General features: G+C 39.8%; 22 protein-coding genes and 1 other RNA gene. 4 read left to right on the forward strand and 19 right to left on the reverse strand.

Going from position 1 to position 24,203, the window contains the following annotated elements; genetic code table 11:
* Nucleotides 1–81 precede the first annotated feature (81 nt).
* Together C1A12_RS11650 and C1A12_RS11655 are read right to left on the reverse strand one after the other, a co-directional pair.
* Nucleotides 82–585 (reverse strand): isoprenylcysteine carboxyl methyltransferase family protein, encoded by a 504-nt coding sequence (locus C1A12_RS11650; protein ID WP_101844046.1) that lies wholly within the window; start codon nt 583–585, stop codon nt 82–84.
* Nucleotides 585–1,670 carry a type III polyketide synthase gene (locus tag C1A12_RS11655; protein WP_101844047.1) on the reverse strand — a complete coding sequence of 362 codons (1,086 nt, stop codon included), beginning with the start codon at nt 1,668–1,670 and terminating at the stop codon, nt 585–587. Before C1A12_RS11655 ends, C1A12_RS11650 begins: the two co-directional genes overlap by 1 nt.
* Before the next feature lie 190 nt (nt 1,671–1,860).
* Between C1A12_RS11655 and C1A12_RS11660 the strand changes: the two genes are divergently transcribed.
* The gene (locus tag C1A12_RS11660; protein WP_101844048.1) at nt 1,861–2,391 is read left to right on the forward strand and encodes a hypothetical protein; all 531 of its coding nucleotides are present in this window, start codon (nt 1,861–1,863) and stop codon (nt 2,389–2,391) included.
* Between the two features lie 204 nt (nt 2,392–2,595).
* On the opposite strand, the gene C1A12_RS11665 is transcribed toward C1A12_RS11660, so the two are convergent.
* The 6 genes from C1A12_RS11665 to C1A12_RS11690 all read right to left on the reverse strand — a co-directional run bounded on the left by C1A12_RS11665 (nt 2,596) and on the right by C1A12_RS11690 (nt 7,293).
* Nucleotides 2,596–4,089 (reverse strand): carboxypeptidase M32, encoded by a 1,494-nt coding sequence (locus C1A12_RS11665; protein WP_101844049.1) that lies wholly within the window; start codon nt 4,087–4,089, stop codon nt 2,596–2,598.
* An 18-nt stretch (nt 4,090–4,107) separates the two neighbouring features.
* Entirely contained in the window at nt 4,108–5,241 is a 1,134-nt protein-coding gene (locus C1A12_RS11670; RefSeq protein ID WP_101844050.1) for a class I SAM-dependent RNA methyltransferase, read from the reverse strand.
* Nucleotides 5,242–5,364: 123 nt separating this feature from the next.
* Nucleotides 5,365–5,747, reverse strand: an RNA gene (rnpB, locus tag C1A12_RS11675) — RNase P RNA component class B.
* An 83-nt stretch (nt 5,748–5,830) separates the two neighbouring features.
* On the reverse strand, nt 5,831–6,154 hold the full coding sequence (gene gpsB / locus C1A12_RS11680) for a cell division regulator GpsB (RefSeq protein ID WP_101844051.1): 324 nt from the start codon (nt 6,152–6,154) through the stop codon (nt 5,831–5,833).
* Between the two features lie 112 nt (nt 6,155–6,266).
* A complete protein-coding gene (locus C1A12_RS11685) occupies nt 6,267–6,830 on the reverse strand; it encodes an SLOG family protein (RefSeq protein WP_101844052.1) in 564 nt (187 codons plus the stop codon).
* Between the two features lie 67 nt (nt 6,831–6,897).
* Nucleotides 6,898–7,293 (reverse strand): cytidine deaminase, encoded by a 396-nt coding sequence (locus C1A12_RS11690; RefSeq protein WP_101844053.1) that lies wholly within the window; start codon nt 7,291–7,293, stop codon nt 6,898–6,900.
* 172 nt (nt 7,294–7,465) lie between these two features.
* On the opposite strand from C1A12_RS11690, the gene C1A12_RS11695 reads away from it, so the two are divergent.
* On the forward strand, nt 7,466–10,519 hold the full coding sequence (locus C1A12_RS11695) for an efflux RND transporter permease subunit (RefSeq protein ID WP_101844054.1): 3,054 nt from the start codon (nt 7,466–7,468) through the stop codon (nt 10,517–10,519).
* Between the two features lie 140 nt (nt 10,520–10,659).
* Here the strand turns inward: C1A12_RS11695 and C1A12_RS11700 are convergent, their stop codons facing one another.
* Together C1A12_RS11700 and C1A12_RS11705 are read right to left on the reverse strand one after the other, a co-directional pair.
* Nucleotides 10,660–11,031: a DUF1798 family protein gene (locus C1A12_RS11700; protein ID WP_101844055.1), complete on the reverse strand. Its 372-nt coding sequence runs from the start codon at nt 11,029–11,031 to the stop codon at nt 10,660–10,662.
* Nucleotides 11,032–11,085: 54 nt separating this feature from the next.
* The gene (locus C1A12_RS11705; protein WP_101844056.1) at nt 11,086–11,352 is read right to left on the reverse strand and encodes a hypothetical protein; all 267 of its coding nucleotides are present in this window, start codon (nt 11,350–11,352) and stop codon (nt 11,086–11,088) included.
* A 502-nt stretch (nt 11,353–11,854) separates the two neighbouring features.
* On the opposite strand from C1A12_RS11705, the gene recU reads away from it, so the two are divergent.
* Both recU and C1A12_RS11715 read left to right on the forward strand, forming a co-directional pair.
* The gene (recU, locus tag C1A12_RS11710) at nt 11,855–12,439 is read left to right on the forward strand and encodes a Holliday junction resolvase RecU (protein WP_101844057.1); all 585 of its coding nucleotides are present in this window, start codon (nt 11,855–11,857) and stop codon (nt 12,437–12,439) included.
* Between the two features lie 16 nt (nt 12,440–12,455).
* Nucleotides 12,456–15,149 (forward strand): PBP1A family penicillin-binding protein, encoded by a 2,694-nt coding sequence (locus C1A12_RS11715; RefSeq protein WP_101844058.1) that lies wholly within the window; start codon nt 12,456–12,458, stop codon nt 15,147–15,149.
* Nucleotides 15,150–15,189: 40 nt separating this feature from the next.
* Here the strand turns inward: C1A12_RS11715 and nth are convergent, their stop codons facing one another.
* From nth to panC, 9 genes are all read right to left on the reverse strand, one after another.
* Nucleotides 15,190–15,858, reverse strand: a complete 669-nt coding sequence (nth, locus tag C1A12_RS11720; RefSeq protein ID WP_101844059.1) for an endonuclease III — start codon at nt 15,856–15,858, stop codon at nt 15,190–15,192.
* 13 nt (nt 15,859–15,871) lie between these two features.
* On the reverse strand, nt 15,872–16,567 hold the full coding sequence (locus C1A12_RS11725; protein ID WP_101844060.1) for a DnaD domain-containing protein: 696 nt from the start codon (nt 16,565–16,567) through the stop codon (nt 15,872–15,874).
* A gap of 202 nt (nt 16,568–16,769) precedes the next feature.
* On the reverse strand, nt 16,770–18,062 hold the full coding sequence (gene asnS / locus C1A12_RS11730) for an asparagine--tRNA ligase (RefSeq protein WP_101844061.1): 1,293 nt from the start codon (nt 18,060–18,062) through the stop codon (nt 16,770–16,772).
* A 3-nt stretch (nt 18,063–18,065) separates the two neighbouring features.
* Entirely contained in the window at nt 18,066–19,268 is a 1,203-nt protein-coding gene (locus C1A12_RS11735) for a pyridoxal phosphate-dependent aminotransferase (protein ID WP_101844062.1), read from the reverse strand.
* 22 nt (nt 19,269–19,290) lie between these two features.
* Nucleotides 19,291–19,821, reverse strand: coding sequence for a DUF5590 domain-containing protein (locus C1A12_RS11740; protein ID WP_145997048.1), 531 nt, complete (start codon nt 19,819–19,821; stop codon nt 19,291–19,293).
* Nucleotides 19,775–19,945, reverse strand: a complete 171-nt coding sequence (locus C1A12_RS11745) for a YpmA family protein (protein ID WP_101844064.1) — start codon at nt 19,943–19,945, stop codon at nt 19,775–19,777. The genes C1A12_RS11740 and C1A12_RS11745 overlap by 47 nt, the downstream gene beginning before the upstream one ends.
* A 96-nt stretch (nt 19,946–20,041) precedes the next feature.
* Nucleotides 20,042–22,813 (reverse strand): ATP-dependent DNA helicase DinG, encoded by a 2,772-nt coding sequence (gene dinG / locus C1A12_RS11750; protein WP_101844065.1) that lies wholly within the window; start codon nt 22,811–22,813, stop codon nt 20,042–20,044.
* Nucleotides 22,814–22,917: 104 nt separating this feature from the next.
* Nucleotides 22,918–23,307, reverse strand: a complete 390-nt coding sequence (panD, locus tag C1A12_RS11755) for an aspartate 1-decarboxylase (protein ID WP_101844066.1) — start codon at nt 23,305–23,307, stop codon at nt 22,918–22,920.
* 20 nt (nt 23,308–23,327) lie between these two features.
* The gene (panC, locus tag C1A12_RS11760; protein WP_101844067.1) at nt 23,328–24,191 is read right to left on the reverse strand and encodes a pantoate--beta-alanine ligase; all 864 of its coding nucleotides are present in this window, start codon (nt 24,189–24,191) and stop codon (nt 23,328–23,330) included.
* Nucleotides 24,192–24,203: the final 12 nt, after the last annotated feature.

The raw sequence follows: 24,203 nt of genomic DNA on the forward strand, positions 1-24,203 counted from the left end.
TAACAAAACATCGACAAGATTCGCTATGTTCATAGTATACAAAAATATAAGCCAAGTTGAAATCACTTGGCTTAAAATGGATCATCTATCTAACAATTCTCCAGACAATGCCCTTTCTTCGGCAGGAAGGCGCACGGTAAGTACGAGAAGGTGTAATAAGGGAAAAAGCAGGGCCGTAACAAAAGCCTGAAAAAGCAGAGGAATTACAAGCAGTTCAAAAAAGACGATAATATAGTTAGGGTGTTTTATATACCGATAAGGACCACGGGAGATCCGTGAATCTCCAGGGATAACAACAATCCTGGTGTTCCACCTTCTTCCAAGTGAGAGAATAGACCACACTCTCAGGAACTGTAACATAATAAAAATACCAATTAAATATGGAGAAAACCACAGCTGTCCGTCTTTTATAACATACCATTCTACAAACAAAGATAGAAAAAATAAAGAGTGAAGCCATATAAATAAGGGGTAATGCCTGGATTCTATCTCGATTCCCCCTCTATGAAGCATCCACTTTTTATTTTGTTTTGCAATAATCAATTCAGTAAGCCGCTGAAAGATAATAAAGAAATACAATAACATTACAACCACTCCAGACTGACAATTTCCGAAGTAAAGCCGGGGCCAAGCGACGTCATAAATGACCGGACCCCTGATGGAGGGAATTGCAGCATAATTTGATGTAAAACGAAATGAACAGTTGGAGAAGACATGTTTCCGTGTTGGTGCAGCACATCCCGCGAAGCAGAAACGACCGATTCTTCCGCACCTAAACTAGTGACAAAAGCTTCTACTACCTTTCTTCCGCCGGGGTGGGCTACAATAAAGGGTAATTCTGTGGTGTCCATATGAAGCGCTCTTCGTCTTTCTTCAATATGTTCTTTCCAGAAACTCTTGACCAGCTTGGGGATACTCTTTTTAAATATCACTTCAAAACCCGAATCTTTAACACTCCAGCCCATAACAGATTGACTGTGTGGCTTCGTTTTCGTACTGAAAGAAGTTACTTTCGGAGCAGTTGAAATTTTTATTTGAAGAAGGGGGGATTCATCTCCCGCTAATAGTAAACACGAAGCTCCGTCCCCAAATAAGGCAGATCCAACAAAATTACTCACGCTCGAATCATTATGCTGGAAGGTAATGCTGCACAATTCAACACAAATAATCAGAACATTACTTTTCGGGGCCCCTTTAAGGTAGTCGTATGCTTTTCCTACTGCACTCGTACCTCCTGCGCAGCCAAGACCAAACAGAGGAGTTCGTTTCGTATCATTCCTTAACCCCAGCTCATCCAGTAAATAAGCATCAATCGTCGGGGTAGCAATTCCTGTAGAGGAAACAAATATAATATGATCAATTTCTTCAGGCTGTATCTCCTTTTGTAAAAATTGCCGGTTACGTAAACATTTCATAGCAGCCTGCTTGCTGTAAGAAATCACTTTCTCACAATATGAGGCATTCACGTCCTGAAGGCGGCGTTCTTCCGTATACCATTCTAACGGAAAAGCTAACTGTCTATTACTAATTTGACTATTGGTAAAGATAGGGATTAACTTTTTTATCTCCGATTCATTCATAGGGAAAATATTTTCAATTAGTCTTTGAATTTCTTCTTGCTTATAGTTAAATTCAGCTTCATGAATACTACAGGATAATATGTGAGCCATTATCTTCCCACCTCTCTGAATATTAAGGTGGCTTAATTTACTTGATTTTATCCTAAAGGCAGATTTCAATTATCTACGCGAATTCATTTCGGAATTTTCAGTATAGTATAAATTTTCCTGGAATTATTTACTTTTTTAAAGCTGGAAGATACACTGTTGGATGAATCTTACATAAGGGGAGGACATGAGAATGAAGCAATGGATGTTATTACTTGCTCTGTTAAGTATCTTACTGATTGCTGCGGGCTGTGGGTCAAATTCCGAAGACAGTGCCGCGGAAGATAATGAAGCAGATGCTCACTCAGAAGAAGAACAGGAACTAAAAAAAGATTTGTTAAACTGGCAGCAGGATATGGCAGCAACACTTCGTCCAGAACAGTCTCAAATTACTGATTTAGAAGCCGTGCTCTCTGATGAAGAAAGTGAACTTGACCAGGAGAATGTCGATGATGCTAGATCTGCGGCTAAAGACGCGCGCGGCAAAGTAGCTGATTATGAAATGGATGGGAATGTGAATGAAGATACAACTTCAGCAATTGAAGAAGCACTCCCTACATTAGAAACGTACTATAGTGAAGTTGAGAGCAGCCTTGAGGGAAGCGTTGAAGACGCTGACTTATCAAAAGCGAACGAAAGCTTTGAGGAGTTTCAGGAGGAAATGGACCGTATTTTCGAGGATGCCGGCCTTGCCCCAACCAATTTGAAAAATGAATTCTCGTAAAAAAAGTAACCAATAAGGTTTCCTCAAGCTGTCGAGAAATTTCTCGACAGCTTTATTTCTTGATGTTTTTCCAGAAATTTCAACTTCCATTGATGGGCAGAGATCAGGTTTTAGGAAACAGTTGGCACATAAATAATCCGAACTGATTTTAATAGAATCGTTCGGATTATTTTACGCTTTATTTCGTTTCGCCCAAGCCTCTTTTTAAAATTGATAGATCCCCTTATACTTATTTGTTAAATAAGAAATTAAATAATCAGGGTTAAGTCCGTCTCCTGTTACATCTTTCACTATCATTAACGGTTTTTTTGTCTTGCCGAATTGATGAATGTGTTTGGTAAGCCATTCCTTTATAAGCTGAAAATCTCCAGATCTTACCGCACCAGCCACGTCAATATCTTTTCTCATCGCTGCATCAAATTGAGCGGCATACATATAACCCAGCGCGTAAGAAGGAAAGTAGCCAAAATCACCGCCTGCCCAGTGAATATCCTGCAGCACTCCTACGGAATCATTATGAGGTACAATCCCTAGATAAGCTTTCATCTTTTCATTCCACAGCTCTGGAAGGTGTTTTACTTTAATTTCTCCGCTGATCAACGCTTTCTCTAACTCATACCTCACCATGATATGAAGACAATACGTCAACTCGTCAGCCTCGATTCTAATTAGCGATGGTTTCACTTCATTAACAGCAAAGAAAAAGTCATCAAGTGCTATTTGCTTGAATCGTTCAGGAGCAAAGCTTTGAAAAAGAGGATAATGATTTTCCCAGAATTCACGGCTTCTGGCAATAAAGTTTTCCCAAAATAGTGATTGTGATTCATGAATCCCCATTGATGTACCTGTTGCCAGGGGAGTAAAAGATAATTCAGGATCGATGTTTTGTTCATAAAGGGCATGCCCTCCTTCATGAATCGTCCCAAAAACAGCCGTCCGGAAATCTTTTTCATCATATTTAGTCGTTACACGAACGTCGTTCCTATTTAAACCTATAGCAAAAGGATGGATCGTCTCATCCAATCGTCCCGCATCAAAGTCATAGCACATTTTCTTTAAAATTTCTTTACTAAATTGTTCCTGACGCTGTTTAGGGAAATGCCCCTGGAGGAGAGATGGGTCAGGAGCAGCGTCAGCCAACTGGACGTTATTGAGCAGCTTAGTTAATGCATCCCTTACCTTAGGAAAAACCTGATCCAGCTGCTTCACAGTAACCCCCGGTTCATAATTGTGAAGCAGAGCATCATAAATGTGATTTTTATATCCCCATAGTTCGGCGAATCTTTGATTATACCGAACCAATTCTTCTAAATAAGGCTGAAATTTTTTGAAATTCCCATTTTCTTTTGCCTCAGCCCATTTTGATTCAGAGGAGGATTGCAGCGTAACAAATTCTTTATAAAGCTGAGCAGGGATTTTATTTGTCCGATTGAATGTTTCCTCTGCATCTTCTAAAGCAGAACGTAGTTTTGAATCATCGGCTTTTGGTTTAAGTTCTTCTATATACTTACTTATTTCTTCACTTGTCTGGATATGGTGAACCTTTTCAGCGAGAATTCCGATCACTTCTGAACGGTTATCTATTCCTTTTTTAGGAGCTTTGGTTCTCATATCCCAGGCCATTAATCCAATGGCTTCTTCATAGGCTGACTGCTGCTTTAACAATGCCCAGAACTTTTGCTCAGTCGATTGATTCAAAAAAACCTCTCCCCTCTGTTACTTCTTTCTGCCGAAAAATTGATAGAAATCCGTCTTTATAAACCCATTAAAAAGCTTTCTTTTTTTGGTGGCTTCCCGGCCGTACAGATCTTCAAATCTTTCGTTTGAGGTTAAAATATAGACGCTCCAGGATGGGTAATCTCTCATGATCGTTCCTAAATCGCGGTACATGTTCTCCACTTCTTCCCGATCACCCATTCGTTCTCCATACGGTGGATTTCCAATCATATAACCGTTATCTTGTTTAGGGTTAAAGTCTTTGACCTGCATCTGTTTCCATTTCACTAAATCTCCCAGACCGGCTTCCATTGCGTTCTTTTTTGCGATAGAAATCATGTCATGACTAACATCAGATCCAGTAATATCTAAAGGCTGATCATAATTGGCAGAGTCTTCTGCCTCTTGAAATGCTTCCTCCCAATGGGAGTCATGTATAAAACTCCAACTCTCGGAGGCAAATTCCCTGTTAAAGCCCGGAGCAATATTCTGGCCAATTAAAGCTGCTTCTATAGGAATTGTTCCAGATCCGCAAAATGGATCAACAAAAGGCTGATCAGCTTTCCAATTCGTCGTTTGAATAAGAGCAGCGGCAAGCGTTTCCTTAAGGGGGGCTTCCCCCTGTCCGACACGGTAGCCGCGCTTATGTAAGCCACTTCCTGAGGTATCAATAGTAAGAAGCACTTCATCTTTATGGATGGCTGCCTCAACCCGATAAAAGGCTCCGGTTTCTTTAAGGATAGAAGCTACGCCATATTTTTTCTTTAACCTTTCAACGATCGCTTTCTTTACAATCGACTGACAATCAGGCACGCTGTAGAGCTTCGACTTTACTGATTTTCCTACTACTGGAAATTCGCCGTCTTCAGTGATAAATTGCTCCCACGGTAATTCTTTGGTCCCCTCAAATAATTCATCAAAGCTATAGGCTTTAAACCTCCCTACCAAAAGACGGACGCGATCAGCTGTACGCAGCCATAAATTGGCTCTAGGTATAGCGGAAACAGGCGCCTCAAAAATGACCCGTCCATTTTCCACCTTAACTTTTTCATAGCCGAGCGCCTTTACTTCCCTGGCTACAAAAGCTTCAATTCCCATAGCTGCTGTTGCGATCAATGTAACATTCGATGACATTCTTTACCTCCTAAATTGCTGTATCGGTTTATTTTATGGTCGTATTTAAAAAAATAACCCTTCCAAAAAAGCATTCGGCTTTTTGAGAAGGGTTTTTCTGTGATGATCAATGACCTTTGAATACTCTATAAGCCATGTTCTGTTCCTTAGTACTGCAAACGGTGGTCAACCTCGCACGCAGGTGGTAACCATCTATCTGCCTCTTAATGCGGCCTTTTTTCAGGTTGAATTCCCATCCAAAAGTGCCCCTACCTTAATTTGGGTTGCTCGCTCGCGGGGTTTACCTCGTTCCACCTGAAATATTTCTATTCCAGCTTCGTCACTGTGGCACTTTCAAAGTACTCATACCATATTCATAAAGAACGTAGGTATTTTCCCTGCCGTTAGCTTTAAGAAGCTACCTTGACTTATGATTTCGTCAAGCACGAACACTACAAGCATCTCAGCTTGTGCGAGCATGGACTTTCCTCTGCATAGATTAACCTATGCAGCGATTACCTGAGTATTCAATATTCATTTATTTAGCTGTTATAAGCAAGTTCTACTATAATAACACGCTTTTACTTATAAGTCATCTGTTAAAATATGACTATTCCTCTGCATACTTTTTGCCAAAAACTGCTTTTTCCAGATTTGAAACTCGTTTAAGAATATCATAGTTCACTTGATGATTTTGAGTATTATTACTTACAGGTCTTGCACGCTGAGTCGGCGCCTCGTCACGTGACGGCTGTTTTTTCAAGCGATTGTTTTCACTCCGAAGCCTTTCCATTTCCTTCTGAAACTTCTCATAATCCTGAATAATTAAATCTAAAAATTCGTCTACTTCTTCTTGATTATATCCACGCATCGATGTTTTAAAATCTTTTTCCAGGATGGCTTTCCCATCCAGGTTATACTTTTCTTCACTCATTTTTATCACCTCTGTTCAGCACATTACATATATTTTTTCAAATCCTGACTCCAATGTCAATTTAATCTTTCAACCGCTCTGATATATTTTCCTTTATTCATAGCCTACCCTTCTATTGGCTCCAATAATCAGGGTCCATTAATCTCATTTCTTCTACCGTTTCTTCGAGATCAAGCGGAGTAATAAATATTAACTCGTAAGAATAGTGTTCCTTATATTTCTGAATAATGTCCAAAAGGTATTTAGGTGAGCCTGGCGTCTCCTCGTCATAAAGCAGTAAACAACCATCAGAGTGCTCGATTAAAAATTGGTCACGCGCTCTGAACTGGTATGGCCCATCATATTCTTTCTCATATATTTCTTTGTAAAAATCGCACTGCTCCACCAGCATATCGTAACTTTGCTGCATTGCTTCCGGCCACTTTAACTGCTGATTAGTAAAAGGAGGCAATATTCCAAGCTTAACATTGTAATCCTCTTTTAATTCGATAGTAACTTCCCCAGTCCAGACCTCTACCCCCATCTGCCCTGAGATTACCACCCATTCCAGCCCTTCTTCTAAAAACCCTGTCAACCGCTTACGTATCGCAGTCTTTATAATATTTACCTTTGGATCCTCATTTTTAAAAATCCCCAGTTCCATCGGTTTATAACCAGATACCACTAGTGTTCTCATTTATACTCTCCCTTCTGTCGTGAGAAAAGGCTGCCATTTACACGGCAGCCTTTTCTAGCATTATTCTTTAGGTTAAATCATCTGGAGAAAATGAAAAAGGTAAAAGTTCGGACATCTTAACTGTTTTTACGGAATTACCTAAGTTTGTTAAATGAATTTTTATATCTGGTTGAAAAAACTCACTCATGACTTGTCTGCATGATCCGCAAGGTGGAACAGGCCTTTCTGTATCAGCCACAACTGCTAGCTCATTAAATTCATAATGACCGTCTGCGACCGCTTTAAATATTGCTACCCTCTCTGCACAGCATGTGACCGGGTAAGCTGCATTTTCAATGTTACACCCGGTGTATAACGTGCCATCCTTTGTAAGAAGGGCAGCTCCCACTTTAAATTTGGAATATGGTGTGTAAGCTTTTTCTCTAATTTGTTTGGCTTCGTTAATTAATTGTTCTGTATTCATTTTCTGCCTCCCCCTTTATTGGGAAAATAATTATAAAAGATTAAACCCGAGATGTAAAGCGTTTACACTTGCCCTGATTTTTCAGCACATTTTTTAAACTTTTTTATGACACAAGTGTCAAAAATAAGTTTATACTAATCTTATAGTTTCCAATCTATGCTGGAGGTCATATATGAGACAGTTAATTACTTATAAAAAAATGGTATGGGTTCTTGTGTTAATTCTAATCGTTACAGGGGTGTTTACCTATTTTCAACTCCCCAAGCGTGAGATTCCAGAAATCAGTGTCAATGTGACGAACATTTCAACTATTTATCCCGGGGCATCACCTGAGGAAGTGGAAAGTGCCATTATAACACCACTTGAAGAGGAATTATTGAGCATTAACGGCATAGAGGAGTTAACGTCAAATTCCACTTCCGGGGCTGGAACGATTACAGCCACCCTCAAAGAAAATACGGATGCTGCTTTAGTTAACAGCAATATTCAACAGGTTGCTTCTGAGATTTCTGCCAGCTTTCCTGATGAAGCAGAGTCTCCAAGTGTAGACACCTCAGGTTCTACTACTGCTGTGTCCAGTTACCACATACTAGCAGATTCTCCTGAAAAGCTATATAATATCCGTCCTGTGATAGAAGAATGGGATGAGCACATTTCTTCTATAGAAGGTGTCGATTCAGTGGAGTTTAAAGGACTCCCTGATCAACAAGTAGTCTTCTCCCTCGATAGTGAGAAGTTGAACGAAAATCAAGTCACTCCTGATATGGTCATCGAGACAATTGACCAGGAATTGACCCCTGCAGCTGTCGGTACTGAAGTAGAAAACGGAACGCGTTTCCAATCTGCCTTTAAAAAATATCAAAGACTGTCCGAGTATGAACAATTAAATATTGGTACTGAGGCAGATGGAGAACTACTTACTATAGGGGACCTTGGTAAAGTAAGTGTTAAAAACGAAAATTCAGTAGACCTTATCACGTATGGTGATCAAAGTGCATTAAACATGACAATCCATGCAGAAAAAGGAACTAATATTTCTGCACTCCAGGACAAAATCACAACTAAATTGAAAACTCTTCAGAAAGACCTGCCTGATCATGTAACAATGAAACAATTTTATACTCAGAGCACGGTGATCGATGAAGTTTTTACCAATTTGGTTATTTCCTTTGCTGTATCTTTTTTGGCTGTCATCTTAGTAATAATTTTAGGATTGCCGTTGTCTTCAGCCTTCCTTGTGGCTGCAGCCATTCCTATATCTATTATCATCGGTCTCCTCCCGCTCCCATATATAGGAGTAGACCTCAATCAAATTTCTGTAATTGGTATGATCATTGCAATAGGGGTTCTTGTAGATGATGCCATCGTCGTTAACGACAACATACAGAGAAGGTTTCAGCTCGGAGATTCCCCCTTAGAAGGTACGGTTACTGGTGTGAAAGAAGTAGGAAAATCAATTATTACTTCAACACTGATGATTGTGTTCAGTTTCTTTCCCCTTACCTTTATTTCAGGCTCGAATGGTGAATTTATAAGGGCCCTGCCCAGTGTATTAATTTTCACAGTCCTGGCCTCTACTTTCATTGCGCTCACTTTAATCCCTACTGTACAGTACGCAAAGCAAGTAAGGATAAATAAAAGCCGGAAAAAACATGGGGGGCTTCTTGCAAGCTTTTTTCATCGTCTTGAACAAAATTACGCAGACCGCCTGCTTCCAAAAGTGACAAAAAAACCGATCCGAACAGGGGCTGCGGGAATCATTGCCTGTTTACTGCTTTCCATGCTTGTTATGAAAATACCTTTTGAATTTTTCCCTGCTGCCGAGCGTCCGGAAGTTACAATCTCCGTGGAGCTTCCAAAAGGGACCACGATTGAAGAATCTGAATCAGAACTGCAGGAAATTGAAGAAATGATTACAACTAACGATGATTCAGTCACGGAAACAGCCATCTATGCAGGGAGCGGATTACCCAACCTGTTTAGCGAAACGCTTAGCCAGCCCGGAGAAAATACAGGCCAGCTTCTTATAAGAGTGAATCGTGACGTATCCAGTGCGACAGCGTTTATCAGCAGATGGGAAGAGAAACTGAGAGAAGAGTTCTCCAGTGCAGAGATCTTCTTAGATACCATCGTTTCCGGTCCTCCCCCTTCCCCACCTGTCGAATTAAAATTAAGAGGACCGGAGTTGGACGAGTTAGCGAATGAAGCGGAAACGATTAAAGATAGACTGGAGCAGCTGGGCAAATCTGAATTGGTTACTTTGGATATTGGAACGAAGCAGCCAGTAAAACAATACGAAGCTGACAGAGAGTTGCTGGCTGAAAATAACATTTCGATTGAGGCTGTGACTTCTCAGCTTCAACTGGCAAATACAGGTATTCGTCTTGGGACTTTTGATGACGGAGAGCAACAACTTCCCGTTCAATTTATTGTAGATGACGGAAACCAGGAAGGCATTGATTTGAAAGAACTTACCATTGCTGGAGAACAAGAAGAGAACACGCCGCCGAACGAGTTTCGTTTGAGCGAAATTATCAGCGAAAGTGAAGAGCAGCAACCAGGTGTTATTCCTCACCTGGATGGGGAACGCACGATTACGATTGAAGCTTATCCTCTAACAGGGGAAGAGGATATATTTGCTTCTTCCGTGCAAAAAGAAATTGAATTGATCAGCGATCAACTGCCGGAAGAGTATACACTTGAAGAATCAGGGCAGTCAAATGAACAAACCGACTTTTTCGCTGAAATTTCTAAACTCTTTATAATTGTTTTGTTTCTTATTTTCGCTACCATCGCACTGCAATTCAACTCGTTAACCATGCCGTTCCTTGTAACGAGCAGCGTATTTATCTCTATTACAGGAGCGATTATTGGCCTTTTTGTTACGAGTGAGCCGCTAAGCTTCCTTGCAGTCTTAGGTATCGTTTCCCTTTCAGGAATTGTAGTAAGGAATTCTGTTATATTGATTGAGTTTATTGAACAGAACAAAAAAGTGTACCCCTCTACAGCCAAAAGTGTAATTGAAGCTGGAAGGGCACGGGTTCGACCGATCATCCTTACTTCCTTTACTTCAATTGCCGCTCTAACGCCCATTATCTTTACTGGTGATGTATTATTTAAGCCGCTGGCGGTTTCTATCGTCTCAGGATTGCTGTTTTCAACCGCTTTATCTCTGATTTTAATTCCTGCGTTTTATCTGATTTTAGACCGGATTCGTACTAGATAACTAAAGGTGATTGAGATTCTTCTTCCCAAACACCCATTTTCCATCATCCAAAATCATTCCAGTCAAATACGAAGACTGCTAAATATAGAAAGACCCGACCAAATTTGTAAATTGATCGGGTCTTTCCTGCATTAATATCATTATATTCCAGCCTGTTCCTGGTTATCTATATCTGTTAAAATCATGTCCAGTACATAATGGGAAGATTGATGCAGCTCTTTAAACCGTTTTTTATCTATATCTAAGTAGTAACTGTGGAGAATGAGCATTTCCATGTTTTCCTGAGTAGATTTCACTTGATTAGGGTGCACCTTCACTCCCCGGTTTTTTACAAATAATTCAGCTTCTTTCATCCACTCAAGTGTCAGGTCAAACATCGGCTTTGTTTCTTCCTTTACCTTCTCAAAAAACGTGTAATCCTTTTTATCTACAGGCCCTTCAGTATGGATAAATTTTTCGTGAAGCTCGTCTATTAATGTCTTCATCTCATAAGTAAGCTTACGCAGCGTCATATAACACCAAACCTTTTTTCTAAAACCATATCATGTACAAGCAAATATGCAAACTCACCCTGCTGATTTCTTTCGGGAAGATAAATGTATATTTTTTTTATACGCAGGCTTTTGTTCTTTTTTCACATTCTTAATCTGTTGTCTTAAGTGTATTACTTCTTCTTTTAACTGGTCAATTTCCTTTCGATGAGAAACCGCCATTGTAAAAACAATTTCGTCCGCTTTTAAAGATAAACGCTTTTCCAGCAACTCGAACTTTTCTTTTAATTGTACGAATTGACGTTCATAAGTAGCACGGGAAACGGATTGGTTTTTACTCATGTAATCTCCTCCTATATATGCTCTTACCTATGTTATTCTCGTTCACTTGTATAACTCCTTTAAGGATGACAAAACTAGAATTAATGTAACAAAGAAAGACATCTTAACAAGTAAGGAGGTGTCCTATATGGGTAAAGAACAAAAGAAGTCAAAGAAAAAGAAGCCTGTTCCAGCTAAAACAGACAACCCAAAACTAGCTGGCGAAAACCGACCTTCCACTTAATAGATGTTAAAAAACGCTGCTTTTACGGGCAGCGTTTTTTTACCTAAAATACCCTGAAAAATGATTTGACCCACGAATTAATATTTAGTGGTTAATTATAGTATATGTTGTTCCCCATCTCACTTATAATTTGTCGTAACTTGTTTCACATCGTATAATAAAATGAAACCTTTTGGGCGTTTCAATCGTTTATAAGGGTGTGAGTGCAGGAGGGATTTTAATAACACGACCGTCTCTTTTTTTGGTATGATACCCTCATAAACAAGGAGGGATATGTTTGTGAATTACCCAAATGGGAAAAAGTCCTCTAGCCAGGCTTACAAGACAAAGAGCAAGCCAAACTTTAGTAACAGGGGGATGACATTAGAGGATGACATTGCTGCGACAAATGAGTACTATCGCAACGCAAACATTGCGAATATCCACAAAAAACCAACACCAGTTCAAATAGTAAATGTAGATTATCCTAAGAGAAGTGCAGCTGTCATTAAGGAAGCTTACTTTAAACAAGCTTCCACAACAGATTTTAACGGAGTTTATCGTGGGCGTTACATCGACTTCGAAGCCAAGGAAACAAAGAATAAAACATCCTTTCCTTTAAGTAACATCCACAAGCATCAGATTGATCACATGAAGGATTGTCACCATCATGGTGGTATATGTTTTCTCATAGTAAAATTTACTGTTCATGATGAAACATACCTTCTGCCTGCAGAGTATTTGTTTGTCTGTTGGGAAGATCAATTAAATAACGGCCGTAAGTCGATTCCTTATAAGGATATAAAGGAAAACGGAGTCAGGCTCGACTTCCACTACCAAGCTCGAATCGACTACGCCAAAGCTATAGATAAGCTCTATTTTTGAATGGAGGAATGACGACATGGCCAACGAAAGTCAGTCGAGAGCAGCAAGAAGAAAACAGCAGAATGCTAAAAAATCAAAAGGTAAGAAACGACCATCATTTAAATCAATTTTTATGACATTATTAACGGTTGGAATCGTTCTTATGTTAGCAGTAGGTGCACTATTTGCTTATTATATTGCTAAAGCACCTGCATTGGATGAAGCGCAATTATCCGATCCATTTTCTTCTAAAATTTATGATAAAGATGATAATCTCATAACAGACGTAGCCGGTGATGAACGAAGAACCCGGGTGAATTATAACGATCTTCCTTCACAAACAGTGGATGCTGTATTAGCAACGGAGGATGTTCGATTCTTTGACCACTTTGGTATTGATCCGAGGAGAATTGGAGCAGCTGTTCTGTCTAACATTACAAATGGATTCGGGTCGGAAGGAGCAAGTACGATCACGCAGCAGGTTGTGAAGCGTTCTTACCTGACAAGTGATAAAACATTAGAAAGAAAAGTTCAAGAACAATTCTTAGCTATAAAATTAGATCAGCAGTACTCTAAGGAATCCATACTGGAAATGTATTTAAATAAAATCTACTATGGTCAAGGAGCATACGGTATCGTTGAAGCTGCGGAGACTTATTTTGGCAAGGACGATCTGAATGACCTGACACTGCCTGAGTCTGCTCTATTAGCCGGGCTTCCTCAAAGGCCGTCAGGCTATGACCCTTACGAAAATCCTGACCTGGCTCAACAGCGCATGAACACCGTCTTAAACTTAATGGTGCAGCACAATAAGATTACTGAAGAAGAAGCTGAAGAAGCTAAACAGACAAACGTAGAAGACTTACTTGCTGATCCTTCTGAAGAAAATACCCCATACCGGGCGTTTATAGACCATGTAGAGGAAGAAGTCAGCGAAAAAATGGAAGATGCCAACATTTACGAAGATGGGCTTGAGATCTATACAACCATCGATTCCGATGCGCAGGAATATGTAGAAGAGATGTTAAGCGATGAAAGCTCAATTCCATGGCCTGATGATGAACTACAGTCAGGTGTAGCAGTAACCGATACAAAGTCAGGAGCAGTAAGAGCTATTGGCGGAGGTCGTAATTATACAAAAGGGAACTATAATTTTGCCACAGATATTTCCCGTCAGCCAGGTTCTACCTTTAAACCTATTACAGCATATGGACCTGCGATAGAAAATGAAAAGCTGTCTACCTATCATCAGATTAACGATGAAGAGATTGAAATAGACACTGGAAATGATACGTGGACACCAGGAAACTATGATGATCAATTTAGAGGCTGGGTAAGTATGCGCTATGCTTTAAGCCGTTCTTTAAACATTCCAGCCATAAAAATGCTGGAAGAAACCGGAACAGACAATGCTGAAGATTTTGTAACAGGACTAGGCTTTAACATTCCTGATGACGGACAGCTCGTTCTTTCCGACGCAATTGGCGGAGGCGTGCTGACTAATCCACTAGAAATGAGTGGAGCGTATGCAGCATTTGGAAACAATGGCTCATATAATGAACCTTATACAGTTAGGAAAGTAGAATCCTCAGATGGGCAGACGACAGATTTAACACCTGAAACAGAAACAGCAATGAGTGATTATACGGCATACATGATTACCTCTATGCTTGAGACTGTTATGAGCGATGGAACAGGTACTGCAGCTAACATTCCAGGTTTACCCGTAGCAGGAAAAACCGGTACAACAAACCGTGAAAACAGCGATGGTCAAGCAATTGTTCCTGATGTCTGGTTCAGCGGATATACAACGGATTATTCCGTTTCCATATGGACAGGGTATGCAGATAATAACGTAAACCTGTCTGATAGTTCTCAGCAGATCCCACGACAGCTTTTTAAATCCATTATGGGGCATATTTCTGAAGGTGAAGACACAGAAGACTTCCAACGGCCTGATTCTGTAGAGTGGGTCGATGTAGAAGAAGGTTCACGCCCTGCTGAGCTGCCGAGTGACTATACTCCTGAAAGTCAAATTGTGAGCGAACTTTTCCATGTAGACAATAAACCAACAGAAACATCCGAACAATTTGATAAACTTGATGCAGTTGAAGGCTTATCTGCGAATTACAACGAAGATTCAGAAGCGATTGATTTAGAATGGGATTACGAAGATACAAACGATGTATCCTTTAATGTCTCTGTAGCAATAGACGGCGGGGAAACAAGAGATCTTACAAACACAAGCAGCCGAAGCATGGAGATTTCCCAGATTCAACCTGGTTCCTCTTATGAATTCACTGTTGTTGCTGTGAGTGAAGACGGCGATGCAGAAGACAGTGACCCTTCCACGGCCAGTGTAGAAGTACCTGGCGGTGAAGAAGAAGCTGAAGAAGGTGAAGAGGAAGAAAATCCGGAATCTGAAGATGAAGATTCAGATGAAGAAACAGAAGATAATGAACAAGAATCAGAAAATGATAATAACGGAAATGGCAACGGCGGCGAAGATGGTAATGAAAACGGCGATGGCAACGGTAATGGTAACGATAATGGCAATGGCAATGGCAACGACAATGGCAACGACAATGGTAATGGTAATAATGATGAAGAAACCGATGAAGATACGCCTGCTGATGATGAAAATACTGAAGAGGAGCCTGAAACTCAGGAAGAAGGATCCGACGAAGGATCTACTGAGCAAGAAGAAACCGAAAACGGAGATAGCGAGTAAAAAAAACTCCAAAACCTTTAAAAAAGGTTTTGGAGTTTTTTTATTCCATTGCTTCTAATTTCTCTGCTTTACGCTTCCTCTTCTGCCCTTCTCTGCATAAGAAAAGGAGTGGACATTCAGGACATTGAGGATTTTTAGCCTTACAATGATATCTTCCAAAGAAAATCATTCGATGGTGAGTATCGCTCCATTCGGCTTCAGGGATTTTTCGCATCAATGTTTTTTCCACTTCAAGCACAGAATCTTTGTACCGGCATATACCCAGGCGTTTTGAAACTCGTTCCACGTGAGTATCTACAGCTATTGCTGGTTCATTGAAAGCCACAGAAGCCACCACGTTGGCCGTTTTACGCCCCACTCCCGCTAAACTTTCGAGCTCAGCTTTTGTCTGGGGTACACGGCCATTAAATTTTTCAATCATCGTCGTACAAAGCTTTTGGATATTTTTAGCTTTGCTTCGGTATAAGCCGATTCTTCTTATATCCTGTTCTAATTCTTCTATTGGTACGTTTAAATAATCCTCAGGTTTCTTATACTTTTTAAATAAACCAGGGGTTACTTTATTGACTAATGCATCCGTAGCCTGAGCTGATAAAACAACCGCAATTAATAATTCAAACGGGTTTTCATGGGTGAGTTCGCACTCGGCATCAGGAAACATTTCTTCAAACGTATCAAGACAATATCTAATCTGAGCTTTGTTTAGCATTTACCTACCTCTTTTACTCTTCTTCAAGCCAGTTATAATATAAGGAAACGTCTCTCTTTACAGGAGACTTAGTAGAAGAAGTATTTTTAACTTGCCCCTGACGGAATTTTTTACCATGCTGTCTGGCTTGTTCTACGGTTTGAATACCTTTCCGCTTCCATTCTCTTAAGATCCGGTCAATGTATTTAAAATTTAATTTCCCCATTAACACCGCTTCCCTTAAAGCAGCTTTAATAAGTGCCGGTTCCTGCTCCTCTTGATCGAGCCATATATTAATGTTTTCAATTTCAAATGGTGAGAGCGGACGACCGAATTCCTGTTCAAACAAGGGAAATAAGTTTTCAGGCTGTGCTGGTGAATCTTTTTGAGGCTGAGATTTTTGGAATAGTTTTTCCCATAGCGGTTCTAATGAGTAGCACTCGTTTCCTACCTGAAATTTTTGGTTCTTTTGTTCAATAGAAAGTAATTGTTTCTGAATCAGGCTTCGTAAAATGGTCGAACATTCTTCTTCCGAGAAGGAAGTTCGACCAGCAATCTCCCCTGGAGTAGGAAAAGAATTACCATCTAAATGATATTGGTGAATCTGCAGAATAGTTACAAGCTCTTTCTCTGCAATCCCTAAACTCCTGTATTCTACAAGTAAGGATTTGGGAAGAGATATTTGACTATCAAGTACAGCCTGATAGTTATAATAATTAGCGATTTTCATCACCTCATTCTAAGTTGCTAAATAAAGATCGGGTAAAGGTGTCCGATTCCTACAAATCTAAAGAATTACCACATTATAACTGCAGGAATTTCTTACAGTCTCACCAGGTGAGCAACCGGACGTATTGATAGTCGGCTGAAAAGCTTCCCTTTCATTATGAAAACACCGATAATGATTTCATCGGTGCCTTCACAAAAGTGTATTAAGGGTATAAGCGGTTTAACAAACGAGGAAATGGAATAGTCTCCCGCACATGTTCTACTCCAGAGATCCATGCCACTGTCCGCTCAAGCCCTAATCCGAACCCGGAATGAGGAACGGTTCCATACTCACGCAGCTGCAAGTACCACTTATATGCATCTCCTGTTAGTTGATGATCCTCGTAACGCTGGCGCATCAGTTCTAAATCATCAATACGCTGTGAACCTCCAATAATCTCTCCATACCCTTCAGGGGCTATTAAATCAGCACAAAGTACCACTTCAGGACGTTCTGGATCCGGCTTCATATAAAATGCTTTTATGTCTGCCGGATAATTAGTAATGAAAACAGGTTTTTCATAACTTTCGGCAATAGCTGTTTCGTGAGGAGCACCAAAGTCTTCTCCCCATTCTATATCCGTAAATCCCTTATCCTTAAGCAGTTGAACAGCATCATCGTAACTTATTCTTGGAAAAGGAGCTTTAATTTTTTCCAAACTGCTTGTATCCCGGTTAAGTGCTTCCAAATCCAGCTTACAATTTTCCAACACTGACTGCACGATATGAGATACGTATTGTTCTTGCACCACAAGACTGTCTTCATGATCCATAAAAGCCATTTCAGGCTCAATCATCCAGAATTCGATAAGATGACGACGAGTTTTTGACTTCTCTGCTCGAAACGTCGGTCCAAAACTAAATACTTTTCCTAAAGCCATCGCAGCTGCTTCCATATAAAGCTGGCCGCTCTGAGACAGATAAGCATCTTCGTCAAAGTACTTCGTGTGAAAGAGCTCTGTAGATCCTTCTGCAGAAGAGCCAGTTAAAATTGGTGCGTCAACTTTAACATATCCATTTTGATTAAAAAATTCATAAGTTGCACGAATAATTTCGTTTCTTATTTTCATGACTGCATGCTGCTTTCTTGAACGCAGCCATAAATGGCGGTGATCCATCAAAAATTCCGTTCCATGTTCTTTAGGAGTGATCGGATAATCTTCAGCTTCCTGGATCACTTCAAAGTCACTTACTTGCAGCTCATACCCAAAGGAGGACCGTGTATCTTCCACAATTACCCCCGTAACATACAAGGAGGATTCTTGTGTTAAACCTTTTGCTTCCTGAAATTTTTCTTCTCCAAGGTCTGCTTTAACTGCAACACCCTGCATAAACCCAGTTCCATCTCTCAACTGCAAAAAGGCGATTTTCCCACTTGATCTTTTATTTTGAAGCCAGGCTCCTATAGTTACTTTTTCCCCAACATATTTTGGTACTTCTGCTATCGTTGTTTTCACTTGTTAGACCTCCATATTCTCCCGGGAATTACGTTTTTCAATAAATCGCTTAATTCGTACCGCTGCTTCTTCAAGCTGGTCTATTGAAGTAGCATAGGATAGACGCACATTGTCTGGTGAACCAAAACCAGAGCCCGGTACTAAAGCAACTTTTTCTTCTTCCAGCAGCGTTTTAACCCAATCATCCACCTGGTCAAACCCACAAATGGAAGCTGCTTCCTTTACATTTGGAAATAAGTAAAAGGCACCTTTAGGTTTCTCACAATGTACCCCAGGGATGTCAACAAGCCATGTATGCAGCTTGTTCAGTCTTTCCTTAAACGCAGTTCTCATTTCTTCAACCTCTTTATTTGATCCTCTATAAGCAGCAAGAGCACCATACTGTGCGGATGAGGTAGGATTGGATGTTGAATGAGAAGCCATGCTGGTCATGGCTTTAATGATTTTACTATTTCCTAAAGCGTATCCTATTCTCCAACCTGTCATAGAATGGGATTTAGAAACCCCATTAATCACAATGGTCTGGTTGTAAAGCTCTTCAGAAAGCTGAGCAATGGAAACATGCTCTTCTTCCGTATAAATTAACTTTTCATAGATTTCATCAGAAACAATTAACAGGCCGTGCTTTATACAAACCTCACCAATAGCTTCAAGCTCTTCTTTTGTATACATCATCCCTGTAGGATTACTAGGAGAATTAATAATTACAGCTTTTGTTTGATCAGTGATCGCTCGTTCAAGCAGCTCCGGCGTAAGTTTAAACTGCTGATCCTCTTCAGTCTGAATAATTACCGGCTTCCCTTCAGCTAACTTTACTTGTTCAGGATAGCTGACCCAGTAAGGGGCGGGGACAACTACTTCGTCTCCCTTATTTAACAATACTTGAAATAATGTAAATAAAGCATGTTTGGCGCCAATGGTTACAATTACTTGATCCTGGCTGTATGTTAATCCCTGGTCTTCCTTCATTTTTTTACAAATTGCCTCTTTTAAATCCGGGATTCCGCCTGAAGGTGTGTATTTGGTTAATCCTTCATCCATAGAACGTTTAGCTGCTTCGATGATATGTTCCGGTGTATTGAAGTCTGGTTCTCCTGCCCCGAGGCCAATAACATCGTGGCCTTCTGCCTTTAGAGCTTTTGCTTTAGCTGTAATCGCTAATGTGCTTGATGGTGTTAATGATTGAACTCTTTGCGCTAAATCCAATTTGGTCACTCCTTAATTATTATTACGTTTGGCGAAAAGCGAAACGTTGAACTTCTTCGCCATTTATTGCATCTAAGTATTCAAATACGTAACGATTGCTTTCGTCCTTATAAGTTACTTCCCAGACCGGACGATTTTCTTCATATGCCAGCTGAAGGTCTATAAATTCACAGGAAGTGCACTGGTTTACATTACTTTTGGCAGTTGACTTGCCAATCATGTCTTCCGCTGAGACAGATGCTAGTTCCTGCTGATTCTTTAAATCAATGAATATAAACACCTCTTCATTATCGCTGCTGACTCCTTTAAGAATATGAATCGGAACCTCACCATTGTAGCGGGTGATCTGATTTACTTCTTCCAGCAATTCCTCATTTAAAGCAAATTGTTCTGCTTTACTATATTGACTGGTTTTTGAATTTTCAATATGCAGGTACATCCAAGTCAGGAAGCCAGTTAGGATTATAATAACAATACCGAGTATGAGAAGGAGCCACTTCCCCCATTTAGGTACGGTAAATTGTGAAGACGGCTGTGTCCCGATCATCTTCATCTAAAGCCATTCCAAACATTAAATTTTCTTCCTTTAAAGTACGGTTGAGCGTATCTACTATTTTATAGAGATCATCTGTTTTTTGCACACGTACAGTGGAAAGGGTTTCTACCTTATTTGACATTGGACATCTCCTCACTCTTTGTTCATTTGGCTCTTCTTTATAAATACCTAATCTATTATAACAGGTATGATACATTTTTTTAATCAATCATCAGATTTAAAGCCATTTGTCTATCTGTTTTATTAAATTTGCCGTTGAATTATAAGTGGTAGGGATATTCGGAATTGAATCCATGAAATATTTCCCATATTTAGCTTCCATAATTCGTTGATCACAAACGAAAACAATTCCTCGATCCGTTGTGGATCTTATTAAGCGGCCAAATCCCTGTCTAAATCGTATGATCGCTTCAGGCAGTGAGTAATCCATAAACGGATTGCCCCCTTCCTCTCTTAGCAATTGCTCTCTCATACTTTGTACCGGCTGTCCGGGAGGCTGAAAAGGAAGCCGTACAATAACTAAACACGACAAGTCATCCCCGGGAATATCTACACCTTCCCAGAAGGAGCTTGTACCCAGGAGAATAGATTGATCAAAAGCCTGGAAATTCTTCTTCAGCCGATCCCTGCTTCCACTTGAAACACCCTGCCCGAATATCATGTATTCTTCAGGATTTATCATCTCTTTTAGCAAGTAGTAAGTTTTCTTTAACATATCGTAGGAAGTAAATAAAACAAGCATTCTACCTTTAGTAACTTGCGCAAGAGAATACACAGCTTCACTTACAGAATAAATAAATTCCTCCGGATCGTCTTTCACATTTGGAAAATCATTAGGAATCATCATTTTTGTCTGCTCTGCAAAATTATACGGAGATGGAATAACTTTCTCTTCAAGCTCTGAATCCTTTAAGCCAAGGGTTTTCCGGATAAATTGAAAAGAGTTACGTGTGGTCAATGTCGCACTTGTTAATATGACACTGCTCTTTCGGGAAAAAAGTTTCTGTGACAGCAGCTCATCAAGATTAACGGGTTCACTGTACATATAAAACGAGTGCTGATAGCCATTGCCTTCTACTTCAATCCATTTTGCCTCATTGGTAGATATTTTCTTAAAATAATTTAGCAATTGTTGATAAATCTGGATACAAATAATTTCTTTTTGAATAAGTCGTGATTTTATAACAGCAGTTGATTCGTCCGAAGACAATATACCATATTGATCAATAATTGAACGCAAGTTTCTCTTTATGAAAGAAACTTTGGACAAGAAACGGTCCATCATTTCAGAGGCTGTGCCAATCATGGATTCATCTTTATCAAATTGAAGGCTGTATTGGATACGTCCAATATCACTCTTCGTTTTGCTTCCGGATCTATTTTTTCTTATTCTGTGAAAAATAAATTTAGATAATTGGCTTAGTTCATCTTTTGCCTGTTCAACAACCAATCTGCACTGTTCACTTTTTGTCTTTATTTGTTCAGGACCTTTTCTAAATGATTCTTCTGCAAGCAGATCATTCAAATAAGTCAGCTGACTTTGCAATTCTTTATAGTTCAACTGTACCCCAAAATACTTACCGGCCACCGTAGTAAATTGATGAGCTTCATCAATGAGAACCTTGTCATACTGCGGCAGATGAGGTTGTTCACTAATTAAATCTAAACTTAAAAGAGAATGGTTGGTTATTATGACGTCTGCATTGTATGCTTTCTGCTCAGCAACTGAATAATAGAAGCTTTCGTCTTTCTGCTGCTTATCCGTTTGTTCTGAAGATACCTTGTGCCAGAATTGCTCACCATTTGATGGCAGCTGGATCTCGTCAATGTCCCCAGTCTCAGTCTGCGTCAGCCACACTAAGATCATGGATTTGGCTAACGCTTCATCATAATTATCCAGATGGCTTTTCTCAAGTTCATAGCTAAAATGACTCAAACTGATATAATGAGCCTTTCCTTTAAATAATTCAGCATGAACGGGGGCTGTAAATAAAGAATTCAATTTCGGAATCTCTTCAACTAAAAGTTGTTTTTGCAGGGCTGTCGTATGAGTAGAGATAACAATTCTCTGCTGGTTTTCTATGGAATAATAAAGAGCTGATAATAAATAAGAGATCGATTTACCTGTACCTGCACCAGCTTCTATTAAAGCGTGCTTATTAGAAGATAAAGATTGATAAACTGTTTGTGACATCTCTCTCTGGCCTGACCTTGTTTCAAAATCACTGAGAGATTTCTTTAATCCCTTCTCCCCTTCATATACAGAAGTCAGCCATTCGGCAAAGCTGGTGGTATGATGCTGTATCTTCTTTTCGGGGATAGAAATTTTCTTTATAGAGAGACCATGCATTACAACTAAGGATCCCTTTTCTGCTGAAGTATACCTCACTTCATCAATTGAAGTTTCTATAATCGGCCTCAAATAACTTTTTAGTTTTTCCGTAACTTTTAAAAGCTGGTTTAGTGTTCGTTCAGGCAGCTGAGTTAATTTATCTAACAAATATAACAAAAGCTCTCCTGTTACTTGGGCATCTGATAATGCTCGATGAGGACGTTCATGTCCCAATTGCAACTGTTCGGCCAGGTGCCCTAATTTAAAACTGGTCGACGTCGGAAGCAAAATTCGCGCAAGCTCGACTGTATCTATTATAGGATTCCCTAGAGGCGGAAAACCGCATTCGATGAGCTCTGAATTTAGAAAGCCTAAATCAAACTCTACATTGTGGGCTACTATGTACGTATCGTAAAATAATTGATATACCTCTTCTGCTATTTCTGAAAATAAAGGAGCACCGATTACATCTTCATTATCTATTCCTGTCAAAGAAGAGATAAATGGAGGGATTTCACGCTCAGGATATACGAGGCTGTTAAATTCTTTTATGACCTTCTTCCCGTCTATAATTACGACTCCTATTTCAATAATTCGATCTTGTTTAGAAGATGCATTTCCTGTCGTTTCTAAATCGACTATGGCAAATTGCGCCATAAAAATCCCCTCCTTACACACTTCAACTTACACAAATGAAGGACCTTGCCTAAAGCGGGCGAAGATCCTTCCAGTTTCCGGCCTAAAATTAACAAACCTAAATGTTAAAGAGGGAGAACACTCATCGGCGGCTCCTCTTCAATAATTTCAGTAACTTGATTGCGTTCGTTCATAATTGCAATCTTAGGCTTAAAATCGGCCATTTCCTCTTCATTTACTATGGCATAGGATACAATAATAACGACGTCTTCCGGTTGTACAAGTCGGGCGGCGGCTCCATTTAAACATACAACCCCGCTTCCTCTCTCACCAGCTATTACATATGTTTCCAGTCTCGCGCCGTTATTATTATTTACAATTTGTACCTTTTCATGCGGCAGAATATTAACCTTGTCCATCAAATCCTGATCTATTGTTATACTGCCGACATAATTTAAATTTGCTTCTGTCACTCGAGCGCGATGTATTTTAGATTTCATCATTGTCCGAAACATGATGGTTCCTCCTTGGAAAATCACCCTGTTGTACAAGCACTGTCATTAAATATAATATTATCAATCAAGCGTGCCTGTTTATAATAAACCGCCGCAGCAAGTATAGCCTGGCGATCGATTATATCAATTGCTTCTAATTCGGGATAGGATAATAGCTCAATATAATCTATTTTACCATGAGAACGAGCTTCAAGAAACTCTCTAGTTTGTTCTACAATCGCTTTCGCATTTTTCTCCCCATCAATAAAAAGCTGCTTGCCATATTGAAGTGCTTCATGAATAGATGGGGCTTCCTCACGTTCTTTAGTTGTTAAATTAACATTACGACTGCTTTTAGCTAAACCATCTGACTCTCTAACCGTATCCACAGCATTTAGCTGGACAGGAAAGTTGAAATCCTGTATCAGAGCATCAACCACAGCAACTTGCTGGGCATCTTTTTTGCCAAAATAAGCATAATCCGGTTGGCATATATTAAAAAGTTTCGTCAGAACCGTTACTACACCTTCAAAGTGTCCGGGGCGACTTCTCCCACACAATACATCTGCTCTTCTTACGACGGATATTTCTAACGATAAAGGCTCAGGATACATTGTATCTTCTGTAGGTAAAAACACAATATCCACCCCATGCTCTTCAGCCTTTTTGAGATCCCGCTTCTCATCTCTTGGATAGGCATCCAAATCTTCACTCTCTCCAAACTGCAACGGATTCACAAAGATGGTTAAAATGACGCAGTCATTTTCCTCTTTTGCTTGTTCTACAAGACGCAAGTGCCCTTCATGTAAATACCCCATAGTTGGAACGATGCCTATAGTCGTTCCGCTCTTTTTTAAACTTATCGCTTTTTGCTGGATATCCTTTACTTGTTCAAAAACTTCCATTATGCAGGCTCC

Origin of the sequence: Halobacillus sp. Marseille-P3879 (genome assembly GCF_900240285.1) — a bacterium.
In the GTDB taxonomy this organism is placed as follows: Bacteria; Bacillota; Bacilli; order Bacillales; family Halobacillaceae; genus Halobacillus_A.